Annotated in this window: 10 protein-coding genes; 8 read left to right on the forward strand and 2 right to left on the reverse strand. The window is 66.1% G+C overall.

Annotation, left to right across the window (positions count from 1 at the left end; all coding sequences use genetic code 11):
* The first annotated feature begins 318 nt into the window (after window positions 1–318).
* Window positions 319–3,945, forward strand: a complete 3,627-nt coding sequence (locus A3CE_RS0110615; RefSeq protein WP_020640061.1) for a YobI family P-loop NTPase — start codon at window positions 319–321, stop codon at window positions 3,943–3,945.
* Between the two features lie 407 nt (window positions 3,946–4,352).
* Here A3CE_RS0110615 and A3CE_RS0110620 read toward each other — a convergent pair whose 3' ends face one another.
* Window positions 4,353–5,057 carry a toll/interleukin-1 receptor domain-containing protein gene (locus A3CE_RS0110620; protein WP_063714202.1) on the reverse strand — a complete coding sequence of 235 codons (705 nt, stop codon included), beginning with the start codon at window positions 5,055–5,057 and terminating at the stop codon, window positions 4,353–4,355.
* A gap of 628 nt (window positions 5,058–5,685) precedes the next feature.
* On the opposite strand from A3CE_RS0110620, the gene A3CE_RS55015 reads away from it, so the two are divergent.
* On the forward strand, window positions 5,686–7,161 hold the full coding sequence (locus A3CE_RS55015; protein WP_157376778.1) for a recombinase family protein: 1,476 nt from the start codon (window positions 5,686–5,688) through the stop codon (window positions 7,159–7,161).
* Window positions 7,162–7,491: 330 nt separating this feature from the next.
* Window positions 7,492–9,114 (forward strand): IS1634 family transposase, encoded by a 1,623-nt coding sequence (locus tag A3CE_RS0110635; protein ID WP_125592585.1) that lies wholly within the window; start codon window positions 7,492–7,494, stop codon window positions 9,112–9,114.
* 271 nt (window positions 9,115–9,385) lie between these two features.
* Here A3CE_RS0110635 and A3CE_RS0110640 read toward each other — a convergent pair whose 3' ends face one another.
* Window positions 9,386–12,184: a TIR domain-containing protein gene (locus tag A3CE_RS0110640; RefSeq protein WP_020640066.1), complete on the reverse strand. Its 2,799-nt coding sequence runs from the start codon at window positions 12,182–12,184 to the stop codon at window positions 9,386–9,388.
* Window positions 12,185–12,276: 92 nt separating this feature from the next.
* Between A3CE_RS0110640 and A3CE_RS50795 the strand changes: the two genes are divergently transcribed.
* From A3CE_RS50795 to A3CE_RS50800, 5 genes are all read left to right on the forward strand, one after another.
* On the forward strand, window positions 12,277–12,978 hold the full coding sequence (locus tag A3CE_RS50795; RefSeq protein ID WP_020640067.1) for a hypothetical protein: 702 nt from the start codon (window positions 12,277–12,279) through the stop codon (window positions 12,976–12,978).
* A 98-nt stretch (window positions 12,979–13,076) separates the two neighbouring features.
* On the forward strand, window positions 13,077–13,268 hold the full coding sequence (locus A3CE_RS59830; protein WP_169523977.1) for a hypothetical protein: 192 nt from the start codon (window positions 13,077–13,079) through the stop codon (window positions 13,266–13,268).
* A 57-nt stretch (window positions 13,269–13,325) separates the two neighbouring features.
* A complete protein-coding gene (locus A3CE_RS0110650) occupies window positions 13,326–14,963 on the forward strand; it encodes an IS1182 family transposase (protein ID WP_211231843.1) in 1,638 nt (545 codons plus the stop codon).
* Window positions 14,942–15,310: a DUF4231 domain-containing protein gene (locus A3CE_RS55020; protein ID WP_084641481.1), complete on the forward strand. Its 369-nt coding sequence runs from the start codon at window positions 14,942–14,944 to the stop codon at window positions 15,308–15,310. The genes A3CE_RS0110650 and A3CE_RS55020 overlap by 22 nt, the downstream gene beginning before the upstream one ends.
* 44 nt (window positions 15,311–15,354) lie before the next feature.
* A complete protein-coding gene (locus A3CE_RS50800) occupies window positions 15,355–15,858 on the forward strand; it encodes an SLATT domain-containing protein (RefSeq protein WP_020640069.1) in 504 nt (167 codons plus the stop codon).
* Window positions 15,859–15,933: the final 75 nt, after the last annotated feature.

Raw genomic sequence — 15,933 nt, forward strand, 5'->3', positions numbered from 1 at the left:
CGAGCCACGCTCGCGGTGAGAGCAACTTGTCGCGCCGGTTGCTCGCAGGCACTCGCAGACGTCGATACAGTAGCCCTGCCTTTCGGTGACAACTCCTGCTCACACCAGGAAGCCACCGGCCTAACCGCGGGAATCGCAAGCTTCCGAAGATCACGGTTCCACAGAAGGGCGGCGTTGCCGGAGACGCGGCCAGGATGCCGATCCTGACGGCCTGGATCGTGATCGGCGCCTCCAGGCGTGTCGACCTGTCTCACGAACCCGAGATCCCGCACACTCGTAGAGCGCGGAACAGCACAGCCGAACAACCGAGGAACGTGGATGACCAACACCGACGTCGACCAGCCGTCGCTCGAAGGCGCGCGGACCGAGCCCGCCCCCGCACCTTTCAAACTGCTGTCGTTGTCCTCCGAGTACGTGACCGACCAGCACGGGACCTACTTGCGGCACCTGCAGGAGGCGGTGGCGGAGCCGAAGAACTTTAACATCGCGCTCGCCGGCCGGTACGGCACCGGCAAGTCGAGCGTGCTCGACCGGTTCGCGGCGCTGAACAAGAAGACCACGATGCGCATCGCGATCTCCACACTCGGACCCAACATCGACGACAAGAGCAAGGACATCACCAACCGCATCCAGAAGGAGCTGGTCAAGCAACTGCTCTACCAGGCTGTGCCGCGGCAGTCCCGCTTCTCGCGGTTCAACCGCATCGTCGCCCTGTCCCGGACGCGCGCAGCGGTGGAAACAGCCGCGGCGGTGGCGGTCGCCGGTGCGATCCTGGCATCGCTCGGCTGGCTGCCGGACGTCATCTGGACCGGGCCGGGCAATTCGGGAGCGGTCCGCGCGCTGGCCTGGGCCGGTTTCGCGGTGCTCATCATCGTGGTGCTCACCACCCTGAGACTGGTCATCTACGGACGCTTCCTTATCTCCGACGTCTCCGCCGCCGGTGCCTCGGTGAAGCTCACAAAGGACTCGTCGACCTATTTCGACGAGTACCTCGAAGAGATCGTCTACTTCTTCGACCAGCGGAAGACCGAGGTGGTCATCTTCGAGGACCTCGACCGTTTCGACGACCCGCACATCTTCGAAGCAGTCCGAGAGCTGAACACCCTTCTCAACCAGACGCCGAAGCGCGTCAAGAAGAAACCGCTCCGGTTCGTCTACGCCGTGAAAGATAGCTTGTTTGAGCGGCTGGGTAGCGAGGCAGGGGGGCCGCCGGAAGACGCCACCGCGGACGAGACCGTTCGCGCCAACCGCACCAAGTTCTTCGACGTCGTCATCCCGGTCGTCCCGTTCATCTCCCACCACAACGCCCGTGAGCTCCTCGCCCGCCTGATCGCTGACGGCGGGTTCACGGGAATCGACCGCGAGCTCGTCACGCTCGTCGCTCAGTACGCCACCGACATGCGGCTGCTGAAGAACATCTGCAACGAGTTCGCCGTGTTCGCCGAACGGCTGCTGCTGAACGGGAAGACGGCTCCCGGGCTACGACCGAGCGCCTTGTTCGCACTAGTGGTGTACAAGAACTTCCACCTCAAGGACTTCGAGGACATCGCCGGCCGCCGAAGCGACCTGGATGCCTTGCAAAGCCAGCGCCGCGAGCTGGTCCGTGCGGCCATCGAAGACTGCGAGCGGCGACGGCGCGAGATCGTCGACGGGGTCCGGCGATTCGACACCAGGCAGGCGTTGGCGAGGAAGCTGGGCGACCGCCTCGTCGCCGCCGCGCAGCTGTTCAAGGACACTTCGGGACACAGTGGATACCGGCATGTCTTGTTCAACGCAGGTGCTCGGTGGAATTCCGAGGAGGAGACCCGGAAGTCGGAGTTCTGGGCCGCCGTAAGCGAGTCGGACCAACTGGCATTGGCAGCCTCGAACGATCCGAAGAACGTTCAGACCGGCCTGCCCTGGCGGCTGACACGTGCCCACATCGATGCGCTGTTCCCCGAAGCAGCCGACGCCGACCGATGGGCGGAGTTCGACCGAAAGCGGCAACAAGAGGAGATCGCCAAGATCGAATCGGACATCGCGTTCCTGCGCGGGGCAGACTTCAAGGATCTGGCCGGCCGGACCCGGTTCATGACGCCCGCGGCCCACGAGGAAGCGTTCGGTGATTTCATCGAGCGGAAGCTGCGATCTGAGCTGGCCGTCCAGCTCGTCAAGCAAGGCTACCTGGACCGGAACTTCGCACTCTACGCGGCGCAGTTCTACGGCGACTTCACTGGCGTCGATGTCGCCAACTTCATCGTGCAGACCGTACAAACCAACTCGATGGACATCGACCACCCATTCAGCGGGCCGGCCGCCATCGCCAACCTCCTCGACGAAGCCCCGACCTACTTCCCCGACACGATCAGCGCCTACCACCCGGCCGTGCTGGACTACCTCCTCGAGCGAGACGATGCGCGGGCGAAGCGGATCGTCGGCACGATCGTGGCCGACTTCGGCGACGACGCCCGGAAGTTCGTCAGCGCCTACTTCAACTCGGGCACATGGCGGGTGAAATTCGTGATGTGGTTGACGGCGCGACCTTGGCGAGACGTCTTCACCTACCTGACACAGGCCGCGGACATCCCGAGCGACGTCACGCCGGAGCTCGTCGGCGCTGCGCTGCAGGCAGCCACCGAGCCCGGAAACTACCGGCTCGGCCCCGAACTCAGGGACTTCATCGTCGAGCACTACAGCACAATGCCGGTCTTCACGTCCCGTATGCCGGTCAAGAGTGCGAGCAAGATCGTCGGGCTGCTGAAGCACATCGGAGTCATCATCCCCGACCTCGGCGGGATGGATGCGGTCATCCGGGGTTGCCTGGTCGAAGAACACCTGTATCGGCTGACCGCGGACAACCTGCGGAAGGCACTCAACGGCGCGGGCGACATCAGCCTCGACCGTGTGCGACAGAACGCCGACGTCCACGAGTTCTGCCTGAGCTCCCCGGCTGAGTACCTGGCCGCGGCGGCGAACGACGCAGACCGCACTCCCCACACGGTCGTCTCCGAGACAACCTTGGTCGAAACCCTCACGAAGATCGCCGAAAGCTGGGCCGAGACCCACGCCCGTGAACTCATCGCGAAGGCCGCACCCAGCTGCCGAGTGGCACAGCTGGATTCGGCGCCAGTCGTGTGGTGGCCCATCCTCGCCGAACACCACTTGTTCCGGGCAACCGCCGGGAACGTCCTGGCTTACCTCGACAGTGTCGGTTCCTTCGACCAATCGCTGGCGGACTTGATCGTCGAGGCGGGGAGCATCGACGCCCCGCACGCCGACGTCGACGCCGGCACGCGTGTCGCCATTGTGGTGCTCAACGCCGCTGCCGTGATCCCCGACGCGCGGCGGAGGGTCTCGCTGGTGCGCGGTCTCCCCGTCGACCTCCCGCTGCCCGTGGCGGAGCTGACTCCCGAGGCCGGCGACCTCTTGGCCCTCCTGCTCAAGCACGGCTTGGTGGCGGATTCCCTCGAGACATTCTGGCACTTCCGTGGCTGCGGCTGGAGCGCGTTTGATCGTGCGATCCCGCAGTCGAAGGGCTTCGTCGACTTCATGACTCCTGACCTGATCGACGGCTTCACCGGAACCGTCCTCGGAGCGCGGCACCTGCCCGAGCAGATCCGGGACAAGATCATCAGCAATCTCCGGGAGTACGCCAGCGACGGTGACGCCACGACGTTCGACGCCGCTGCCCGGTACGTCATCGAACAAGGACGCGGCCTCCCGCCGATCGAGACGTCCCGGGTCGCGGCAGCGACCCGGGACGCCAACCTGACGATGCAGTTGTTGAGCGTCGGCACGCTGTCGCCCGACGAAATCGTCTCGTCACTGAACACGCTAGGCGCGCCCTACGACAAGCTGAGGGCCAGAAGCGGAGGGAAGTTCGACGTGCCTTTCGAGGCCGAGCACCGGAAGGCGTTCGAGAAGATCCTCGCGCGGCTGAAGCGGGCCAGAGTGATCGTCGACTAAAAAAAGCCGCGGATGAGAGACGTGTTCACGGTGTCACTGGGCAGTTGAGCACGCGAGTGTCACAGCGCTCCCTCTTCGACCTCACCACCTCCCGGCCCCGACAGCCGGGCCTCCAGGCCACGCAGTGTCAGATCGGCGGAGAAATTCGGCCAGTTCGAGCTCGACCGGCCCGCTCGGATGCTCACCGAGAGCCGGACAGTCGGCGGCAAGCAGTTTCATGACGCTCGCCCGGCCGACCTTCCCGTTCGCGCCCAGCAGGACGCGCCGAGATCGACCCGTCGGTCGGGCCTCATGTGCGGATAACAGGCGCGCCAGCCAGCACGTCCTCGATCCACCGTCTGCAGGTCGGCGAGGATCAGCGCTTATCGCAGCAACTGGCTCGCCTGCTCGCGGAGGGTCGACTGGCCTCAGTCCGCGAGCGCGGCGGCAGCGGCAGCGACTTTGGCTGCGACAAGGTCGAGCGACGACTCCGCTGTGCTCAGCCCAGCGTGCGAGGCCAACATCGGGCTGACGTCGTTGAGGTCGTTGAAGCCCACCCCGTGTAAGACGGGAATGACGCGCCGGGTGGACAGCAGCACGGCGAGTTCCTTCTCCGCTACGCCCTCGTCGTTGATGCTTTTGAGAAGCGCGGGCGTGACCAGCACGATGCCAACGCGGGAGTTCCGTAGTCCCTTGTCGATCTCGCGGATCATGAGCGAGCCGAGGGGCAGGTCCTCCTCGCTGAACCACACCGACGCACCGTTCGACTTCAGGTGGGCGTTCAGCTCCTTCGCGCTGCCTTCTCGGTCTGGCCAAGCGTGGCACAAGAAGAGGTCGCGGCGTTCCGGGTGCGCCTGAGCCTGCTCGCTGGCCTTCTCGGTGAAAGGCTCGACGGTGCGCCACTCCGTCGGCGTGTACGACACCGACCTGCCGGTCCTGGTCCGACGGGAGCCTCCGCTACCGCCCGACGAGCTGCCGTAGCTCGACCCGCCGCCACCGCCGTAGGACGGCCGGGGCGACGAGTAGGAGTAGGACGAGCGGTAGGGCGACCTTCCCCGACTGCTGCACGCTGGGCAGTTCGCGGCCCCGCTCGCAGTGCGGTGACCTCGGGACGGTGCTGTGCATTGGGCCATACGTCCATAGTAGAGGCGCCCTTCGACATACCTACATCACTGCGCAGCCTTGCCGCCTGACATTTTCCGTGATCAAATTCGACGCCAAATGGTCGAGACAATCACCGATGACCGCGCACCAGCCATCGCCGCTCGCACTGAATCAGCTGGTCATGGCCCATGTCGATCATGCTCGATGGTCGACGAAAGACATGATCCACAAAAGCGGGTGCCGCAAGTTCGATTCCCACCGGGTGCAGCCCCTGGCCTGGTCAGTGGGTCGCGCTGACGCCCACTCACATCGCTCCGAGGCTCAGATTCGGCGTTGGGGCAATCACGACTAGACTCGAATATGATCAATTCCGCGCTATGACGCCGTCGGACGCTGCTTCGCCTCGCCCTCCCACGCGAGAGATCTGGGAACAGTCATGTCACACGATCGGGAACATCGAGCCGGCGAAGGCCCCATGCCGATCACCGCCCACGTGGCCAGGGCGGTTCCGTGCTCGACATCGGAAGGAGCAGGCCATCCGCTTTTACAACCCCCTCGAAGGAAATCGATAACGTTTCGCCAGTCGAGCGCCATGCGGCCCAACAGACAGCGGGGCTACTGGAGATCGTCGCCGCATAGGGCGTTATACAGTCCTCAATGACGCATCGCGACTGCGCTGATCGGATGAACCGCTCGGCACCCGCCGTCATGACCCAACGGCCGCGACATCCGTCCAGCGTGATCCCACCGCACCCGCCCTCGCCTCAGGTCGCACCACCTGCTGGCACGGCCGACCTGCTGGCACAGTGGATGAACGGCAAGAAGCCGGCAACCACCACCTCTACCCGCCCCGACCATGGCAGTGACTTGCGGTTCGCCTTCTACGGCCGCACCTCGACCACCCGCCATCAAGACCGCGTCTCATCACAGGGCTGGCAACGCGACATGGCCGACGAGTTGGTCGCGGGCCACGGCCAAGTCGTCGCCACCTACTTCGACGCCGGCGCCTCACGCCGCATCCCCTGGCGACAACGCCCTCAGGCCGCCCAGCTCATGACTGCGGCCTCGAGCCCAGAATCCGTGATCGATGCGATCGTGGTCGGGGAGTACGAACGTGCCTTCACCGGCACCCAGTTCGCGACCCTCTACGCCTGGTGCACGCGGCACGGCATCCAGCTGTGGCTGCCCGAGACAGGAGGTCCAGTCGACCTCGCCAACCGCGATCACCGGGCGCTGTTGTCGCTTCTCGCGACCCAGTCGCAGCGCGAAGTGCTACGCGCCCGCCACCGGGTGCTGGCGGCGATGCATAACCAGGTCACCCAGCAAGGCCGCTACCTCGGTGGCCGACCACCCTACGGCTACCAGCTCGTCGATGCTGGCCCCCACCCCAACCCCGCCGACGCCCGCTGGGGCCGACGCCTCCAGCGCCTCGCCCCCGACCCACGAACCGCACCCCACGTCGCCTGGATGTTCCGCCAGCGTCTCGCCGGGCACAGCGTCGCCAGCATCGCCCGGCACCTCAACGAACGCGGTATCCCCTGTCCGTCCAGCGCCGATCCAGACCGCAACCGGCATCGAACCCGCAGTGCCTGGACCCTACGCACCGTCGCCGTCATCCTGGCGAATCCGCGCTACACCGGTCGCCAGACCTGGAACCGCCGGGCTACCGGCACCGACGGCCCCGCCTCAACGCCCGCGCTGTCGGCGAAGGCTGCCCATCCGGCGCTGATCCCGGAGCAGGACTTCGTCGCCGCGCAGCAAGTCCGGGCAGCGCGCCCCGCCGATGACGGCCAGACGCGCCGATTCACCCTCGCCGGGCTCATCCACTGCGGCGTTTGCAACCGGCGACTGGACTCGCACTGGAACCACGGGCGACCGACGTACCGCTGCCGCCATGGCCACACCAGCAGCCAACGCGCGGGCCAACCGCGGCCGAAGACGCTCTACATTCGCGAAGATCACCTCGTGGACGAGATCCACGTCCGGCTCGGCGTTCAAGACGGTGACGGCCACGCCACGCTGGAGTCAGTTCGGACACGAAGCAGCCGCGTCGCGACAGCGCTACGAGGCTCGGGACAGTCCATCGTCTACGACGGCGCCGGATGGCGACTGGAGAAGATTGATTCGAGCTAGGCTACGATCGCCGCAGCTTCAAGATCGCGTTCGCGATCCGTGGGGCAATACTGTGTCCGAGACTTGAACCCCCATACGTGGGATATCTCCCGTGTTTGGGGAGAACATGCATCAACTGTAGCTCAGAGTCACCGTGCCTGCACTTCCGTTCACGGACCTGTCGATCGCGATCCGGACTCCAGCATCCGCACTCGGTGCATGCATGAGATTCCGCCGCTCATGTCACACCAGCCCCGAGCGCTAGCCCCGTCTTCCGCACATGAGTTGGAGTGAACGCATCAGGTGTGTCGGTGGCGTGTCTGACCTGCGGGTCTGTCAGAGTGTCGCGTTGTGGATCAGCGTAAGCGGCGGCAGGCCCGGTATGTCGCGGCAAGTGTGGAAAAGACTTTGGGTGCGTTGCCGGTGGTGGCCGACTACTGCCGCCGTCTGGACCTGGCCGGGATCATCGACCGGGCCGCCCCGATCCGTGAGCTCGCGGATCTCACCCACGGGCAGGTCATCGAAACACTGATCGCGAACCGGCTGACCTCGCCAGCACCCCTGGTGCGGGTGAGTGACTGGGCACGAGAATGGGCAGTCGCCGACGTGTTCGGTGTCGACCCCGACCTCCTGAACGACGATCGGATCGGGCGGGCACTGGACGCGATCGCACCCCAGCTGGACCACATCATCGGATCCGTGGGCGCACAAGCGATCTCGACGTTCGGGATCGACGTGTCCCGCCTTCACTGGGACATGACGTCGGTGTCGTTGTACGGGGCCTACGAGCAGACCGAAGACGACTACCCCGCACCAAAATTCGGGCACCCCAAGGACCGGCGGGTCGACCTGAAACAGATCCAAGCCGGGCTCGCGGTCACCGGCGATGGTGGCATCCCGGTGTTTCACCGCGCCTATGACGGCGGAGCCGGGGAGGTGACCCAGGTGGTCGGGGCGATGACCGCGCTGAGGAAAATGTCTGCACCACGGGATTTCCTGTTGATCGGGGACTCCAAGCTGGTGTCCTACACCAACGTCTCGGCCATGATCGCCTCCGGTGCCGAGTTCATCGCCCCCGCCTCCAAAAACTACGTACCCGCCGACGTGCTGGGCGCCCTCGACCTCAACTCGGCAACCGTGGTCGACTACACCGCCGAACGAGACACCGCCAAACCGGCCGCCGAACGCGGCACCTGGCGAGTCATCGAAGACACCATGGCTCTGACCGGGAAACGGAAGAAAGACCCGGTACACACGCTACGCCGGGTATTCGTGCACTCCACCGCGCGAGCCACTGCGGCGGCCACGGCGAGGGTCAAGAAACTCGACCGGGCCACGGGTGACCTCGACCGGCTGACCCGAGGGCTGGGCTCACGGCACTATCCCGACGAGAAAGCGGTGACCGCGCGGATCACCGCGATCCGCTCCGCCCGCCGGGTCAGCGCCTACCTGCAGACCCAGGCCGGCACCGATCCCGACACCGGCAAACCCACCCTCGCGTGGTCCTTCGACCAAGCCGCGCTGGATACCGAGGCAGCCACCGACGGCTGGTACGCCCTGCTCACCAACCTCGGCCCCGCAACAGCCGACGCAAGCGAGGTCCTGATCCGCTACAAGGGCCAGGAAGTCGTGGAACGCCGCTACAGCACCGTCAAAGGCCCCCTGGCGGTCGCACCGATGTTCCTGAAGAACAACCGGCGCATCACCGCCCTGGTCACCGTGATCTGCCTGGCACTACTGATCTTCTGCCTGATCGAACGGCAAGTACGGCAGGCGATCGCACCAGCGGTCACCCTGGACGGGTTGTATGTCGGCAGGCCCGCCAAACCCACCGGCCGGCTGATCTTCGAAGCACTCGCCCGGCTCCGCATGATCCCCGCCACCCCAGACCAGCCAGCCGGCATCCCCCACCCACCTCCGCTACTGGAACAGCTGCTGGAACTGCTCGACGTTGACCCCACCCGACCACGATGATCAAATAAAGCCAAACTCCGTGATCACCCGAATGCTGATCAACCCTTATGTGCGGAACGCCCGGCTAGCCGGCGGGTGACGAGATAGTTGCGCGGTAAGGCGGCAACCGTGTGCCGAGGTGGAGAGCGACAGTCACGGACGCTCTGGTCTTTCCGCGCCGGGTGCGTCGGCGTACCGGATCATGGCGTACGAAACATCGGCGAACGGCTGTTCCCGGATGACGTGTTCGATCACCGGCCGGTCGCGGACCCTGTGCGGCTGCCGAGGCGACTCAGGTCCGGCAGCGCAGGTCTGCCGGTGGGTCAACGCCGGTTTCCGCTGCCCACTCGGCGGCTGTCAGCTCGCGGGCTGCCGTCCGGCACGCTGTCTCGATCCACCGATCAGGTGTGAGCCGCCACCTACTGATCGCGCCAGCACCGGTCGCCACGACGATCAAGCCGTCCTTGCTCGCGGTCAATGTCGTCGCCTCCCAAGGGGGCTCGCCGCTGTGCACCGGTGTCGAGACGGGAAGCGACACTAGTACCTGGTGGTCGTCCAGGTTCACTAGCTCGACGCTGCCCTGCTCGGTCAGCCTAGCGAGGACGTTCAGGTTGGGGACCACCGTCATCGCTCTCGCGTAGCCGGCCCCGCCCGGCAGCGAACCCGATCGGGTATGTCCTTTCCCGTCCCAGATCTCGACGCTGTTGTCAGACCGGCTCACGAAAAGACGGTTTCCCGAGAATAAGGTCGCGACGCCGCCGGTAATCGGGAGATTGTTCTTCTTCCCTGTGGCGACGTCGGTCATCCGCACTGCCCCTTCAGGTAGCACCACAGCCACGGTCGTGGCGTCTTCGCTGATCGCCGCGACGTTCTGCCGCGCGGACCACGCGGGGGCCAGCTCTTCCGGCTCGCCGGGCCACGAGTTCACCAGTCGACCCGATGACGTGTCGCGCACTTGGACGTCTCCATACTCGTCGACGACCACCGCATTTCTGCCGTCTGGAGTGAGCCGTGCGGCAACCACTTGACCGGAATTCGGACCCGGTCGTGTCGTGAGTCCATCCCAGCGCCGGTCGATCGCGCCGTCGGCCCAGACGGCAGCACCGTGACCAGCACCGTCGTCACCAAGGAGGTAGAGACGGCTGCTGTCCGCGCTCCAGAGAGGGAAGGCGTCACCTACCGGTTGTGGCACGGAGGTCACCTTTCCGTCCGTCAGTTCCTGGTGGATGAACGGATCCCCCTGAACACCGGTCGCCACGAGCCGTTTGCCGTCCGGCGATATCGCCAGCCTGGGCGGTGCCCCGGCGTTCGGCGAATCCGGTGCGTCGATCGCGTCGCCTTCCAAGAGGGCTGAAGAGCGGTCCAGGTCCCACAGAGCGAGTGTGCTGCCAGATGCGGAAACGAGCCACCGGCTGCCGCCGAGGAAACTCATGGATTCGACGAACCCCGTGCCAGGAAGTTGCTCCATGGTGGTGCCTTGCACGTCGCCGTAGTAGAGGGCCCCACCACCGGCCACGGCCACCCGCTTCCCGTCCGAACTGGCGGCGAATCGGTTGGGTTGCTGAAGGGGGACCGAAAGGGGCGGTGTTGTCGTCGCGCCAAGGGGTCGCGGCGCGTTGGCCATAGGTTCGGCACTCACCGCGCCGTACTTGGCCCAGACGAAGTAGCGGGCATCCGCGGAGAACCCGCAGCAGTAGTAGAGGTCACCTGGAGTGGTTTGCTCGCCCCCTTGTTCCCGTTCGCTCGTGCGGAGCGACACACGGGTCCACATTCCGGTTCCGCTGTCGACGATCACGTTCTCGTCATCCGGCAGGCCGATCCCGCCGTAACCCGCATCTCCTGGTGATCTGCGCACCTCGGAACCCTTCTCACCGTCGATGACCACCAGGCTAGTCTCGGCGGGGGGAGACGTCGCCACAGCGGCGATGGTCCGCCCGCTCGGCGAAATCGCGAGCACGCGGGACTGTTCGCCGCTCGACGCGATCAACTCGGACGAGGTCTCCACCGAGACGCTGCGAACAGCGTCTCCCGTTTCGGGAGTCCAGATGACCACCTGCCGGCCGTCGAGGGCCGCGACGCGGTGACCGGTCGCGTCGATCGCGACTTGAGCCACTCGCTGTTCGGAAATTTTCGTCGAGAGCAGCTCGCCTCCGCCCGCCTGCCATCGGAGCAGCCGGCCGTCGGCGGTTCCGGCGACGGCAAAACGGCCGTCCGCGGAACCCGCGACGGCCGTGATCCTGGCGTCGGTCGACTGGAACCGGACCAGGTGCGGACTTGCGCTTACCGTTCGCAACAAGGCGGAACGAGTCTGCGGATTGGGATCCTGGCGGAATGCCTGAACGGCGATGAGCTGAGCGAAGTCCAGCCGGCTCTCGATGTTCGCCACAGCCAGTGCGGCCAACTCACGTGCCGTTGCGATCCTGGTTTGCTCCTGCGCATTGTTCCGCTGCTGAACGGCGACAACACCGGCGACGAGTGCGACCACAAGCAGGAGCGCGAGACCGACAACCCCACCCGCCAGCAGACGCATGGCCCGACGGTGGTAGCGCAGGTGTGCTCCGATGAGCTCGTCCTTGGACGCACCTCGCACCGCTGCCGCGATGTCCGCGATCACCCCGGTGGCTTCCGGGTCACGCCGGTCCAGGGTGTCGACACCCACGAGGGAGCGCGCGTCAACCCATCTGGGCTCGGGCAGGCTCGCAGCGAGAAGTGCCGGCGGTAGCACTCCGCTGCCGTCACCTGAACCGGTCCAGCTCAACTCGCCGCTGGTCAGCGCGATGATGAGCCGTTCGGGTGACCGGTTCGCGAGCCACCACGCCACCTCTTCGTCCACCCATCGAGACGCCGCTGCTTCGGGCGAGGCCAAGTAGACGAACCATCGCGATGTCCGGAGTGCCTCTTCGATCGATTTCCAGAGAGCGTTGTTAGCCGTGAGGTTGGCATTGTCGCGGAATATCCGGGACGACCGCGGCCGATACCACGGCGTGGCGAACCGTTCAACCTCTTTCTGCAGGAAAGGGGCCAACTCGCCATCGCGTTCATGGCTGTAGGACATGAACGCATCGAAACCCGACTGTTTGGCTACCTGCATCCGTTCTCCAGCCTCGCTGCACGTCGATGGCAAGACAGTCGCTCGGCTCTGAGAAGTCGTTACCGCCGAACGAAGTGCGGTACAGTCCGACGATGACCGGGCCGGACAACAGAGCCTCCGTGAAAGACATGGCGGAACTGCCCAAGGTGATCGCCCGGCTCGGGCTGACGCCGAATGTCCCGGTGTTGTCACTGGTCGGCGGCGCTGCCGGGCTGACCGAGGACATCATGCCCGTTGTCACGGACTTGCTGGCCCAAGTCGTGGTTCCGCTGTTGGAACGACTGGGAGCGGTCGTCGTCTACGGCGGCACGGACGCTGGCGTCATGCGGGCTATGGGCACGACACGCAGGGCCGCAAGCGCCGGATTTCCGCTGCTCGGCGTCGCTCCGGAAGGGAAAGTCGCCCCTTCGGCGATTGCGGGCACCGCCGCACCGCTCGAGCCGAACCACACCCATTTCCTCACCGTTCCGGGACGCGTCTGGGGCGACGAGTCACCGTGGTTGTTCGCTGTTGCCTCCGCCATCGCCGGTCGGGCCGCGGCTCTGACGCTCGTCCTCAACGGCGGCGACGTGACTGTCATCGACGTCGAACACAGTCTGGCCCGGAGTATTCCGGTACTGGTCGTGGCAGGCACAGGCCGCACCGCCGACCTCATCACCGTGAACTCGCCAGACGCCCGCGCACGCGTGATCGCCGAGTCGCCGATCACGTACGTCGTCGACGCGAGGGACCACGCCTCTGCCCGAGAACGCCTGTCCGCGCTGCTGCGCACCGCTGGCCGTACCGGAGCCTGACCCAGTACGAAGACGGCCGGTTTCCTGTAACGAAACCGTGTGCGAAACGACTGTAATCCCTGTGCGGGTGCGACGGCCCGGGCGCGAGAGGATCTTAGATGGGGTTTCCGGAAACAGCCCTTCCCGCGTTGTTCCACAGCACTAATGATCTCTCCATGAGCATGCAACGACGATTTCTGCGCACTTCCGCGGCACGGCTGCTCTTCCTGGTCGCGGCCGCGGTCGCCGGCGCTCTGACGGTCAAGACCCGGAACGGCACCGATCTAGGTGGCTGGTGTTTTAGGTCGTGAAGGATCAGTGCGTGTCGGTCGCCTTGAGCAGGTGATCAGCCCGGCAGGATGACCGTCGTGGCTTTGGGACGCACACCCCGTCAGACCGACCTGTTGCGCTCGACCGTGGACTACTGCGCGGACCGGGTCGCCGCGGATTCGATCTACGGGATCCTGCACCGGGAGTGCTTCGCGCTGTTCCCGGACGAGATGTTCGCGGACCTGTTCACCGACATCGGGCGTCGGTCGGTGCCGCCGATGATCGTGGCGGTGGTGATGGTCCTGCAACGCGTCGAGGGCCTCTCGGACCGGGAAGCGGTCGACCGGTTCGCGTTCGACGCGCGGTGGAAGTACGCCGCCGGCGGGCTGGATTTCGACTATCCGGGGTTCGTGCACACGGTGTTGGTCGACATGCGCGCCCGGCTGGCCCGCTCGCCGCGGCCGGACCGGATCTTCCAGGTCGTGCTCGATGTCGCCCGTCAGGCGGGTCTGGTCGGGCGGCGGCGGGTGCTGGACTCGACCCCGATCTACGACGCGGTCGCCACGATGGACACCATCACCCTGATCCGCTCGGCGATCCGGGGGCTGCTCGCGGCAGCCGGCGCCGATCTGGCCGCCGTGCTGCGCGGCGCGATCAGGAGTGGGGATGACTACGCCGGCACCGCGAAGCCGCACATCGACTGGGACGACCGGGAGGCCCGGGAGGCGTTGGTCGATTCCCGGGCGCGGGACGGGTTCGCGATGCTGGCGCTGCTGGCGGGCTGCGAACTCGAGCGGGGTGTGGACCAGGCCGCGTGTCTGGTGGCCACGGTGCTGGGCCAGGATCTGACCGACGACGACGGGGTGTTTCGGATCGCCCGGCGGGTCGCCGCGGATCGGGTCATCTCGACGGTGGATCCCCAGGCTCGTCACGGCCACAAGACCAACGCCCGCGGTTTCGATGGCTACAAGGGGCATATCGCGATCGATCCGGACACCGAGGTCATCACCGCCACCGAGGTCACGCCCGGCAACAGCGGTGACGCCGAGGTCGCCGAGGATCTGCTGACCGACATCCTGCCCTCCGAAGCCGAAGCCGAAGCCGAAGCCGAAGCCGAAGCCGAAGCCGAAGCCGAAGCCGAAGTGCCTGTCGAGCCCGCAGAACAGGCGGCGGCCTACGGCGACGCGGCCTACGGAGCCGGGGAACTGCTGGAGCGGCTGGACAACGCCGGTATCCACAATGGACTTAAGGTGCAGCCGCCCGCGGCGGTGAAAGGTCACTTTCCCAAGGATCGCTTCGATATCGACCTCGAAGGTCAGACCGTGACCTGCCCCGCCGGCAACACCGTGCCCATCCGCGCCCGGACCGGCGAGCGTCACACCGGGCAGGCCCTGTTCGGCGCTCTGTGCGCCACCTGCCCGTTGGCCGCGCAGTGCACCACGGCCAAAGACGGCCGCAGGATCACCATCGGCCCCCACGAGAGGACCCTGGTCGCCGCCCGCGAACGCCAACACGACCCCGGCTGGAAGGCCGACTACCGGGCCACCCGCCCGAAAGTGGAACGCAAGATCGGTCACCTGATGCGCCGCCGTCACGGCGGACGCCGTGCTCGTGTCCGAGGACGCGTGAAAGTCGCCGCCGACTTCTCCTTGCTGGCCGCCGCGGTCAACCTCGCGCGGCTCGCCACGCACGGAATCACCCACACGGCAGGGAAATGGGTAGTGGCCACCGCCTGATCCGGGCGTGGGGCGGGCCATCATGGCCCGCAACGGCCGTTACCGAGCCCACACCCAGCCACGACGGCGCCCTGACCTGCCGATCCGCCTCGATCAGAGCAGGCAACCGCAGCGCCCTATTCGACGCCCACAGCCCAGCTCACGCACGTCAAGGCCCGTTCGACACCAGCCACCTAGCCGGCTTCGCAACCGCTCTGGCTCTGGTGGGGGCGATCGTCTTGGAAGCTTGGCTCGTGCGAGAGAAGCCCGAGCGCGCCTGGTACGACGGCCGGGTTCTCGCCGAAGCAACCAAGACGCTGGCCTGGCGGTTCGCCATGGGGGCACACACCCGTTTCCGCGAACCCTGACAACAAAGGAGGCCGAGCAGGCCTTCATCACCCAGCTCGCCGAGGTGCTGAAAAGCGCGCCGCCGACAGTGTTGACAGCGCGTGTCGGCGCCGCACTCGACCCGTCGCTGACAACCTTGCGCGAAGCGGAGTTGCAGGACCGCCGCAAGGTGTACCTCCGTGATCGGATCACCGATCAGGCCGCCTGGTACGCCGGGAAATCGAACCGGAACCGGAAAGCGGCCTCGCGCTGGCGGGCTATGCTCGTTCTCACGGAAGCAGTCGGTGTCGCTGGCGCCCTCCTCCGCGCCACCGGGGCCGTCGACCTCGATATCGCCGGAATAGTCGCGGCGGTGGCGGGCGCCGGCGTCGCCTGGCTGGCGTTGAAAAGGTACGAGCAACTGGCGCAATCGTACGCTTACGCCACGAACGAGCTCGCGATCATCGAAGGCCGGATCACCCTCGCGACGGAGGAGGGAACATGGGCATCGGCGGTGGCCGAAGCCGAGGAAACCATCGGCCGGGAGCACCTGGCCTGGCGAGCGTCCCGCACCACGATCGCGAACTAATCCTGGCATGCGGAGTGTACTCATGGCCCGACCACGCCCGGGTGGGCGGCAAGCACGAAGACCGGCTTTGGCTTC

The sequence above is a fragment of the Amycolatopsis balhimycina FH 1894 genome (genome assembly GCF_000384295.1).
GTDB classification, from domain to species: Bacteria; Actinomycetota; Actinomycetes; order Mycobacteriales; family Pseudonocardiaceae; genus Amycolatopsis; species Amycolatopsis balhimycina.